This is a genomic window from Pseudoalteromonas aquimarina, assembly GCF_049257255.1.
GTDB lineage: Bacteria > Pseudomonadota > Gammaproteobacteria > Enterobacterales > Alteromonadaceae > Pseudoalteromonas.
Genome location: NZ_JBMMUG010000009.1, coordinates 57,533 through 68,043, shown reverse-complemented (window position 1 = coordinate 68,043; position 10,511 = coordinate 57,533). Strand labels below are relative to the sequence as shown.

Here is a 10,511-nt window from a genome sequence, read left to right as displayed (position 1 = left end):
TTATAACGCAATAAATTTATCATTCGCACTTACAGTAGCAATAGTTAATGTTAACTTACCCGTAGGATATTCATCTACGCGGTAATCAAACTCTTGGATAAACAACTTTTCTTCGATTTGCTTCATTTGCTTTAAATAACTCAACAAAGAGAAGTAACTACCTTCAATCTGTAGTTGCATAGTATGCTGATAAAAAGCTATCTCCTGCTTCACAGGTGCAGCATCTGAAGGTTCTTCATTTGTTGAAGGTGAATTTACATAAATCGGCTTAACTGGGTTTATTTTAAATAACGACAGTGATAATTCCTTGTGTTTGCGCAATAACTGCTGCAAAACTGTCGCCATTTTTTCAGGTGATATGTAACTTAAACTAAATTCCGCTAAATTCTCATTTATTAACGTCATTTGCTCTTCAATTGCTTTTTCTTGGGCAACTAAATCTGCGGTATAGTCTCGCGTTAAAGCATCATTTATCATCGCTAGTTGCTTACGCGTATTGGCTTCTTGACGCGTTAGGTTAGTAATACGAGTTTGATTATTGCTATAGCTCGTTTGTAAAGGTGAAATCACAAACCAAATGGTTAAGTAACCAATCAAAAATAAGCCTACAGCAAAAATAAGTAGCTTTTCACGTTGCGCCATAGCGCTAAATTTTTCGGCCCACTGCTGCCAATTTTCTTTCATTATTGACCTCCTGAACCATTTAACTTAGTGGCAACCTGAAATTCGACACCTTCTTTTTGCTTTTCAAATTCCAGCAATGAAAAGGCTTTGGCGCTAAAATAATCAGTATCTTTCAAACCATTTAACCATTCAGGTATGGCTGAACCATGCGTTGCTGCACCAACGAGCGTTATCTCGTCACCAACAAACTTAAATTCTTTAAGCCATACTTCTCGGTGCGTATTACCTGCAAGGTCAGTCATCACTTGCGCGTAATCAAACTTGGCTTGCGCTGTTTTAGTTAGCATAAAATCTAACAAGCGCTGTTTTTCTTGAATTTCTTCTTTCTTCTTTTCAATGCGGCGCAATAATGGCGATTTATCTTGTTTACGTTCAAGCGCTTGCTGTGCTTGAGTGAGCTGGTTTTTACCTTGATCTAACTGTGACTGTAATACCAGCACTCGTTCTTTACTGGTTTGGTTCAAATGACCAAAAACCCCAACAACAATAACTAGCACTACAATCAATGCAGCCCAGCAAATAGCCACATTAGTGAGTGTTAAAAATTCACGTTTAGGTTTAAGCTCTTCAAGGTATAAATTAATGCGCGTTTTCATTGTCACCTCGCGCGTCTAACGAAAGGGCTGCAGCAATTGCAAATTGCATTTCAGCACTTTGTTGTTGACATAATGACAATACTGGCTCAAATGGCAGTACACGTGCCGGAAAAAACTGACTTAGCTCTTGCGCTATGCCGTGCAATTCTAAATTTGGAATTGCCAATTGTAAGCTTTTAATTGGTGGCTGCTTGAGCTGACTTTCAAAATAATCAAGCGAACGCTGAAGTTCTAAACCAAATGCATCGAGCAAGCCTAGCTTTAATTGAGCAAGCGGCTGTTGAGCGAGTGCCATTAATCCTCGTAATTTACGTGACAACAGCAAATCTCCATTACGAATGATGTGTAAGCTCGGTTCAGAGCCAAATTGCTGCGACACCAACATATGTGCACCATCATCTTTTGCAACCATATCGCACAATATCATTTCAGCGGTGGTAACAGTTTCAAGCTCTGCATCACCATCATGGATAATGTTTAACACTGGCTGAAATAATGTACGACTTGTTACGACGACATTGATTTTCTCCAAACCACCTTGCTTTAAAGATGAATCATAATAATCTGCGATGATATCTGCAGGCTCTAAACTCACTAACTCTTTAATCGTCCAAGGTAATGACGTAATGATCTCTTGTTGAGACAGGTTTGGTTTTTCAATTTGCACCCATTGGTAAGCATTCTCGGGCATAACTAAGCATAGCGAGCTTTCAGAGGGCAGCTTTGCAATTACGCTAGTAAGTGCAGGTAACTTTTCAGTTTCTTGTTGGAATGGTTCAACAAAACTCGTGTTAATTTCCCACTCTTCATCGACACGGTGCAAAACAACAGCCACAACTTTGTCGCTCGCAATGTATATACCAGCTAAAAGCGAGCCACTATTTTTACTATTTATCCAAGGGATCCGTGCCAATAAACTTTTCATATTTGTTATTATTTAATATGTTAACTGTCTAACGCGCTAATGTTCTTAGTGTAGCAAGCAAACCAACCTAAGCAAGGAGTTTCGTGCTTTGAGCATTGATTTAAAACTAAATATTGATGAAACACCAGTTCAGAAAATTATCCACCCAGTATTAGTTGAAAAAAACATTAGTTTATTTGTTAAGCGCGATGATTTAACCCACCCTCTTATTAGCGGCAATAAGTGGCGAAAGCTTAAGCATAATCTTATCTATGCAAAGCAAAACAACATCAATCAATTGATAAGCTTTTCAGGCGCATTTTCAAACCACCTATATGCACTTGCTGGCGCATCTCGCTTATTTAATTTTGATACCGAAGTGATTGTGCGCGGACCTGAACTAGATGCTAATAATCCCTGTTTAAAATTCGCAGCGGCGTGTGGCGTAAAGTTAACTCCTGTTAATCGGCTAACTTACAAAAGACGTTATGATCCAGATTATTTGGCTGAATTACAACAGAGCAAAGCAAAGTGCCTGATTATTCCTGAAGGCGGTAGCAATCAACTTGCGTTAAAAGGCATGATTGAGTTGGCGAAAAGTTTACCGAAAGTAGACGAAGTATGGTGCGCTACAGGTAGTGGCGGTACCTTAGCAGGGCTAATCGAAGGTTTGCCTGAAAAAACCCAAATACGGAGTGTTGCGGTGCTCAAGCAAGCAGACTACTTAAATGAAACGATAAAGCAGCTTAGCCCTAAAGCACAACACCAAACAAATTGGCAATTGTTAACCAACTTTCATTACGGCGGATACGGTAAGTTTAGTGAAGAACTTTGGCACTTTTGCCAAAGCCTTCGCTACCAACTACCACTTGAGCCCATCTACACAGGCAAACTTTTTTTCACCTTGTTTAAGCTGATTGAGCAAGGGCATTTTGCCCCAGGCACTAAAATTATGGCAATTCATACAGGAGGGTTGCAGGGGCTTAGTGGATTAAAGTATCGAAAACTTATTTAAGTGCCCAACGCTTATTTAATTAAGCCCTAACGCAATATTGTGCTCCCCTTGCTGAAAAAAACGACCACTTGCACCTACAAACTGGTATTCAACAAGTAATGAAAGCTGGTTAACCGCTTCAATACCTGCACCATAGAGCTGTAAATGTTGCTCCTTCGCAAATTCACTAAACGCATTCATAAGTGCCCTTTGTTGCACTTCCGACAATTGGAAAATATCGGCATCAATATAAGCGCCTGTTAAAAATGACAAATCACTTTGTATTTTCATTAATGCACCATGACAACGCTCAGCCACAATACTAATGCCACGCTGCTTTACCTTGGTAAGTTGTTGTTTAATAACTTTATAATCATTAACTAACACACCCTCAGAAATGGAAAAACGTATAATTTGGCTAAAACCAGCGGTTTCAACCATGGTTATTAATGTGTCGATAGCTTGAGCGCTATGCCAAGAAGCGGCGTCAATACTCAGTAATACAGGATCGTTACTGCTGTCTTGTGCCAAGGTTTTAATTAATTGTTTTAGTAAATGCTCATCCAACGCTAACAATTTATCACTGTCTAAACAGCCAAGCAGAAACTGCTTAGCATCACATAACCCCACTTTTTGGTGACGAATAGTGATCCCTACTTGATGAAACAACAACGCCTCGCCATGTACACTAAACACAGGCTCAAATAACAACAAAAATTGGCGGTTCAAAATATCGTTAATCATTTCTGGCAACGAATATTGCAACAGAGCTAAGTTGGTTTGATTTAGTTTTAATACATGCGATTTACTTTGTTGCTTGGTTTTTGCAATTGCCAAAGCAAGCTCAGCTAACTGATACACATTTAACTGCTGACAAGGCTCACGATACAAGCAAGCACCAAATTCACAATCATTAATATGTGTTTTAAACACCTCTGAGAAGAGTTTATTAAATTCTGCTTCATCACAAATTTGCGGGCATAAAATGGTCACACTTAAACGCCCTGCTTTTAATTGCTTGCAAGAAACCTTTTCGCTTACAAACGCCTGCTGTAGTGCGCTAGTGAGTTTCGCTTCATCAATATTAACTGCACCACATAACAGTGAAAACACATGATAGGCATTGTGAGTAAGCACCGAAAGCGGTGGCTTTTCAGGTTCAGGTAATAACTTAAGGGAAGGTTTAGTTAAGATTAAGGGTGGAGATTGAATAAAAACAAATAATAAAAAAAGTAAAATAACAGCTACAGTGACAATTACACCTAAAAGCTCACCAAACAGCCAATACGCTAATGCACACAATGTAATGCCACAAACAAAATAGAGTATTTGAAGAATACGTTTTTGTTTGTTCTGCATTGCACACCCACATAACCTGCCAACTCTTAGTAAGTGTTGACGAGGTTAGCGAGATGCGCAAGTGCCGAATGACGGTTACTTCAGCCGTTCGCTGAGTAATTTATTAAGCTCAACAATTTGCGCTTTTAACTCAAGCACTTCACCTTTGGTGGCAGGCTCATCTAATTCGTCAGTATTTTCTTTAACAAAGTTATCGTGCTCTTGGGTCATCACTTCAAGCACTACACCTACCATCATATTTAAGAAAATAAACGCGGTTAAAAAGATAAACGACAAATAGTAAATCCAACTTAGCGGGTGCACCGCCATGGTTTCGTACATTACATCTGTCCAATCTTCAAAAGTTGCCACACGGAAGAGCGTCAGCATTGAAATCGATACATCGCGCCAAAGGGTTGGGTTAATTTCACTGAACATCATGCTACCAACAGCGGCATAAATGTAGAAAATTACAAACATTAACAGTGCGATGTAACCCATGCGCGGAATTGCTTTAATCAGCGCATTCACCAGCATACGTAGCTCAGGTACCATAGAAACCAAACGCAGCACACGGAAGATACGCAGTAAACGCGCAATAAACACCGTAGAGCCTGCAACAGGTAATAAGCTACCAATCACAATAATGGTGTCGAAAATATTCCAGCCCTTTGAGAAAAACGCTTTTGGCCCTTTTGAAGCAATAAAACGAATTGCAATTTCTACAGCAAAAAATACTGTAATGCCTTTATCTAACAGCAGTAAGAGATTTTCCATCCACACAGGCAAGGCATACGTATGCGCACCAACACTCAGTGCCGATACCACAATGACAAAAATAACAAAGGCTTGAAACGCTTTACTGTCGTCGATTCGTTGAAACTGGCTTTGTATGGCCGTGAACATACTGAATTTCTCTTACTGGTTAGCAAAATAAAAAACGCATTATAACCATCCATTAAGCGAAGATCTAACGGATAAATTAACGCACTGCAACAACATGTTATGCGCTAAAAGTAGCAGTTAAAAAATTATGCTTTATGCAGCTCGTTGCCCTTTATGGGTTTTATTAAAAAGTGATAAAGTGAGTTTTTTTGCTATCAAGAACTCTTATGCGCATTATTCACACATCTGACTGGCATCTTGGCCAGAGCTTTTTTAATCAGTCTCGGCAAAAAGAGCACCATTTATTAATCAAATGGCTAGCTGAGCAAGTTAAAGCGCAGCAAGTGGATGCGGTGATCATCGCAGGAGATATTTTTGATACTGGCACGCCACCAAGTTATGCGCGCAGCCTCTACAGCGAACTTATTTTGGCGATGCAAGCAGCAAACTGTCAGTTGATTGTAACCGCTGGCAATCACGATTCAGTTGCCACCCTTAACGAGATTAAAAGCTTAGTAAAAGCGCTTAACTGCCATGTGGTATCGCAAGCCAGTGAAAATGTAGCAGAGCAAATCGTCGCTATCACTAAAGCGGAAAAAACATTAGGCTACGTTTGTGCCATTCCGTTTTTACGCAGTAAAGACATTATCACCAGCCGCGCCGACGAAAGCATAAAAGAAAAACAAGACAACCTTGCCAAAGGCATTTACGAGTACTTTGAAAACACGTTTCAAGCCGCGCAAACATTAAAAGCTGATCAAGATATACCAATTATTATGACGGGACATTTAACTGCGGTAGGCGCATCTAGCTCAGAGTCAGTGCGCGATATTTATATCGGCCACTTGTCAGGTATAAACGCCCATCAACTGCCAAAAGCCGATTACATCGCCCTTGGTCATATTCATGGCGCTCAAAAGGTTGGCAAAGAAGGTAATGTGTTTTATAGCGGCTCGCCAATCGCCCTTAGCTTTGATGAATTAAAACACGCAAAATCGGTCAACTTGGTTGAATTTGAAGGGCAAAATGTGTCGCAAATAAGCCAACTTGAAATCCCGCGCTTTCAAGCAATGCAAACCATAAAAGGCAACCTCGCCGAAATTAAAAACGCACTGACCGTATTTGCAGAGCAAACTGAAACAACCTGGCTGAGCATTGAAGTTACCACCGACGACTATATTAGTGACCTGCAAAATACCGTGTTAGAACTCACCAAAGACCTACCAGTTGAAGTATTGCAACTAAAACGTGCGCGCAAACATGTGGCTAAACTTAGCCAACAAAAGCAAGAAAATCTGTCTGAAATAACCCCTTTAGAGGTTTTTGAGAAACGTATTGCACTTGAAGAGTTTACAACAGATGACGATCTTGCCCGAAAAGAGCGCCTAACCCGGCACTTTATTTCACTGCTGAATACGGCAAAAGGAGCACAGTCATGAAAATATTGTCACTGCGTTTTGCCAATTTAAACTCGCTAAAAGGCGAGTGGAAAATCGAATTTTACAAGGCGCCATTTGCCGAAAGCGGTATTTTTGCTATCACTGGGCCAACTGGCGCCGGTAAAACCACCATTTTAGATGCCATTTGCTTAGCACTTTACAACAGCACACCAAGGCTTGGTGCAATCAGCGCAAGTAATAATGAAATAATGACCCGTGGCACCAGTTACTGTTTAGCTGAAGTTGAATTTGCCGTAAACCAAGGTGTGTATCGTGCCTTTTGGTCAATGCGCCGAGCCCGCAATAAGCCAGACGGTAACTTACAACCAGCAGAAGTAGAGCTGGTTGAAGTGGCGAGTAATAAACCTATTGCCGCGCAAATTAAAAAGAAAGATCAGCTAATAGAATCACTCACAGGCCTTAACTTTGCCCGCTTCACAAAATCCATGATGTTGTCACAGGGGCAATTCGCAGCATTTTTACAAGCCAAAGAAGCCGACCGCGCCGAGTTATTAGAAGAACTCACCGGCACCGAAATTTATGGGCAAATTTCACAATTAGTACACCAACGCTTTGGTGAAGCGCGCGATGCACTTAATGTAATAAGCGCCAAAACTGAGTCGCTCGAACTGTTACCTGAAGAGCGCATAAATGAAATAAACCAGCAAATTAGTGAACTACAAACACAGCAAGCTAATTTAAAAAGCAAGCTTACCAGCCTGCAAGCAAAACGCGATTGGCATAACCAACTTACACAAAACCAACAGCGTTTAGAAAAGCTGCAACAGCAAAAAATTCAGCTTGAAAATGAACTTGCTGCAAAACAGCCAGAGCTAACGCGCCTTGAAACTGCCCAGCCCGCACAAAAACTCGCGGTTGATTTGGATAAACTCGCATCGTTAAACACTGCAAAGCAAAACCAAATTGCCAGCATTGAAAGTTATCAACAACAAGCAAACTTGCGTGCTAGCGAGCAAGCAAAGGTAGTTGAGTTAAATTATTCCCTAGCCACTAAACTCGATACTGCCAAGCAAGCGCAAAAAGAGTTATTTGAGCTTATTGATAACCAAGTAACCCCACTCGATAACCAACTTGCGCATAGCAAAAGCAAATTCAGCGAGTTAAATCAGCAGTTAGAGAGCTTGTATATACAAGAAAAAGAATTGACTGAAGCGCTGCAACAAAGTGAAAGTAACATTCAGAGCCTTGAAACTGAAAAGCAGCAACTTGCCGCTAGTTTTGATCCAACCATAAATATAGAGCAATTTGAACACCAGCTTGCAGAGTGGCTTGATGAGCACGCAAAACTGCAACTAAACGCACAGTCTTTGCAGCAGCAACAAAACCAGCTAACCGAGTTAGCCGAGAGCAAAACCACCTTAAACCAAGCAATTGGCGAGCTACAAACAGGCATCGCAAAAGAGCAAACAAAGCGTGAACAGCATCAGCTACAAGTTACGCAGTTACAAACACAGTTAAGTGAATTTTGTGATAACAGTGATATTGATGTTTGTGAAAACACAATTGAATCGCTAAAACAGGTGCTAGATAAAGCCAAAACTGCAAAACAGCAGCAAACTCAATGGCAACAAATAACAAATGAAATCTTTGCGGATAAAACTCAGATTCAAACATTACAAAATGCCCAACCTGAATTAGAAGCACAGCTTGATTCACAAAATGCGCTCCTGAAAGCTCAACAACAAAGTTTAGATACCTCACTTCGCTTACAAGATGCAGAAGCCCAATTAGCACTGCTACGACAAGATTTAGAAGAAGATACCCCCTGCCCGCTTTGCGGTAGTGCTGAGCATGACTTAAGTCATTTTGAGGCTGGTAACACGGCAGGTGATGAAAACACACACATCGCAACGCTTAAACAAGAGATAAGTGACTTACAACAAAACGTAATTGAGCTTTCAGCAACGCTTAGCAGCAACACCCAACAAATTGATGCATTAAATACCGCAATCACGAATAAAACCCAGCGACTAGATTCAATCGTCACAACTTGGGCGATTGAACAGATTGCGATTAGCGATGAAACCGCTTTGCTGACGTTTATTGAGAAAACGAAGCAACACCTTGCAACCGCGTTACAAAACCATGAACAAGTTAAAGCAATAAATACTCAGTTAACTGAGACGCAACAAGCAGAACGCGAGTTAAGCCATCAAATACAATTACTGGCTGAAAAACTTAATAGCGCGACTGAGCAATTACAAAACGTAACGGCTAAAGAGCAAAAGCTATTAACAACCTTTGATGAGCAGCAAAAGGCTTACGGCTCAGTACTTGCAGAGCTTGTATATACAATTGATAAGTATGGCTATTCCTGCCAAGAAGGCAATTTAGCCAACTGGTTTAACGAACAGAAACAACAATTAAATACACTTAAAACGCAGCATAAGAAATACCAACAGGTGCAACAGCAGCTCGCTCTAGCACAGCAGGCACGCAACCATTTAACACAGCAGCAAATGGATGTTGCCAAGCAACAAAGTGAATTAAAAAATCAACACGAAACCACACAGCAGAAGATTTCAGAGCAAGCACACACACGCCAGCAACTGTTTGGCGATAAATCGACCTTAACTGAAAAGCAACAATCACAAGCACACTTAGAGGCGCTTCACACTGAAGTAAAAGCCGCTGAAACACACGCCCAACAAATTAATTTTGCGCTCACCAAGCTCAACGGTCAGCTAAGCGAAAAACAAGATCAACTTAATGATACCAATGTGCAACTAAACGAGGTGCAAACCAAACTGACAAAACTACTGGAGCAAACCCCTTTTGCGACCATTGAAGAGGCGCAGCAAGCACGTTTACCAGCAGATGAGTTTGATAAATTAGCCGAGCTTAAACGCCAATTAGATGCTGCACTTACACTCAATAGCGAGCAAATAAATACTGTTGAAAATGAGTTAAAAACTCAGCAAGCACACGAATTTAATGCGTTAAACCTAAATAGCCAACAACTGCAAAGCGCCTTTGACGAACTAAATGAAACCCTTGGTCAAACCAACCAGCAATTAGGGTTACTAAGCAATCAAATAAATGAAAATGCAGCGCGACATGAAAAACTTAAAGATTTAAAACACGAACTCGATTTACTTAACCGCGAGTATCAAGATTGGCATTATTTACACGGTTTAATTGGCTCACAAAAAGGCGATAAATTTAGAAAATTTGCCCAAGGCCTTACGCTTGATAATTTGATTTACCTTGCCAATCGACAACTTGAAAAGCTCACTGGCCGCTACCTATTAAAACGCAAAGAAGATCAGTCGTTAGAAATGCAAATTATCGACCTTTGGCAGGGCGAGCAAGTCCGCGATACCAACACCCTATCTGGCGGTGAAAGCTTTTTAGTGAGCCTTGCTTTGGCACTCGCGCTTTCTGATTTGGTTAGTCATAAAGTGAGTATTGACTCACTGTTTCTAGATGAAGGTTTTGGCACACTTGATAAAGAAACTCTCGATATCGCCCTTGATGCGCTCGATAACCTGCATGCCAGCGGCAAAACCATTGGCGTAATAAGTCATATCGATGCGATGAAAGAGCGTATACCAGTGCAAATTAAAGTGCGTAAAAAGTCAGGTTTAGGCATCAGCGAACTCGACCGCACCTATAAGTTTGATACAATAGCCAGCGAAACCAGTTAAGAG

Annotated in this window: 8 protein-coding genes; 3 read left to right on the top strand and 5 right to left on the bottom strand. The window is 40.7% G+C overall.

Annotation, left to right across the window (positions count from 1 at the left end; all coding sequences use genetic code 11):
- The 3 genes from AAEU29_RS19245 to AAEU29_RS19235 are packed head-to-tail and all read right to left on the bottom strand — an operon-like array spanning position 1 to position 2,205.
- The gene (locus tag AAEU29_RS19245; RefSeq protein WP_421974827.1) at positions 1-684 is read right to left on the bottom strand and encodes a type II secretion system protein GspM; all 684 of its coding nucleotides are present in this window, start codon (positions 682-684) and stop codon (positions 1-3) included.
- Complete coding sequence (locus AAEU29_RS19240; protein ID WP_421974826.1) at positions 684-1,280, bottom strand: PilN domain-containing protein; 597 nt, start codon at positions 1,278-1,280, stop codon at positions 684-686. The genes AAEU29_RS19245 and AAEU29_RS19240 overlap by 1 nt, the downstream gene beginning before the upstream one ends.
- Positions 1,264-2,205 (bottom strand): hypothetical protein, encoded by a 942-nt coding sequence (locus AAEU29_RS19235; RefSeq protein WP_421974825.1) that lies wholly within the window; start codon positions 2,203-2,205, stop codon positions 1,264-1,266. Before AAEU29_RS19235 ends, AAEU29_RS19240 begins: the two co-directional genes overlap by 17 nt.
- An 88-nt stretch (positions 2,206-2,293) precedes the next feature.
- On the opposite strand from AAEU29_RS19235, the gene AAEU29_RS19230 reads away from it, so the two are divergent.
- Complete coding sequence (locus AAEU29_RS19230) at positions 2,294-3,199, top strand: 1-aminocyclopropane-1-carboxylate deaminase/D-cysteine desulfhydrase (RefSeq protein WP_421974824.1); 906 nt, start codon at positions 2,294-2,296, stop codon at positions 3,197-3,199.
- Between the two features lie 15 nt (positions 3,200-3,214).
- Here the strand turns inward: AAEU29_RS19230 and AAEU29_RS19225 are convergent, their stop codons facing one another.
- Both AAEU29_RS19225 and AAEU29_RS19220 read right to left on the bottom strand, forming a co-directional pair.
- Positions 3,215-4,537 (bottom strand): EAL domain-containing protein, encoded by a 1,323-nt coding sequence (locus AAEU29_RS19225; RefSeq protein WP_421974823.1) that lies wholly within the window; start codon positions 4,535-4,537, stop codon positions 3,215-3,217.
- 75 nt (positions 4,538-4,612) lie between these two features.
- Positions 4,613-5,422 carry an ion transporter gene (locus tag AAEU29_RS19220; protein ID WP_421974822.1) on the bottom strand — a complete coding sequence of 270 codons (810 nt, stop codon included), beginning with the start codon at positions 5,420-5,422 and terminating at the stop codon, positions 4,613-4,615.
- Positions 5,423-5,628: 206 nt separating this feature from the next.
- Here AAEU29_RS19220 and sbcD point away from each other — a divergent pair, with 206 nt between their 5' ends.
- Positions 5,629-6,840: an exonuclease subunit SbcD gene (sbcD, locus tag AAEU29_RS19215; RefSeq protein ID WP_421974821.1), complete on the top strand. Its 1,212-nt coding sequence runs from the start codon at positions 5,629-5,631 to the stop codon at positions 6,838-6,840.
- Positions 6,837-10,508 (top strand): AAA family ATPase, encoded by a 3,672-nt coding sequence (locus AAEU29_RS19210; protein WP_421974820.1) that lies wholly within the window; start codon positions 6,837-6,839, stop codon positions 10,506-10,508. Before sbcD ends, AAEU29_RS19210 begins: the two co-directional genes overlap by 4 nt.
- Positions 10,509-10,511: the final 3 nt, after the last annotated feature.

Coding starts and splice junctions, on each gene's coding strand:
- AAEU29_RS19240 (WP_421974826.1), bottom strand. CDS start 1,280: ATGAAAACGCGCATTAATTTATACCTTGAAGAGCTTAAACCTAAACGT.
- AAEU29_RS19225 (WP_421974823.1), bottom strand. CDS start 4,537: ATGCAGAACAAACAAAAACGTATTCTTCAAATACTCTATTTTGTTTGT.
- AAEU29_RS19220 (WP_421974822.1), bottom strand. CDS start 5,422: ATGTTCACGGCCATACAAAGCCAGTTTCAACGAATCGACGACAGTAAA.
- AAEU29_RS19235 (WP_421974825.1), bottom strand. CDS start 2,205: ATGAAAAGTTTATTGGCACGGATCCCTTGGATAAATAGTAAAAATAGT.
- AAEU29_RS19210 (WP_421974820.1), top strand. CDS start 6,837: ATGAAAATATTGTCACTGCGTTTTGCCAATTTAAACTCGCTAAAAGGC.
- sbcD (WP_421974821.1), top strand. CDS start 5,629: ATGCGCATTATTCACACATCTGACTGGCATCTTGGCCAGAGCTTTTTT.
- AAEU29_RS19245 (WP_421974827.1), bottom strand. CDS start 684: ATGAAAGAAAATTGGCAGCAGTGGGCCGAAAAATTTAGCGCTATGGCG.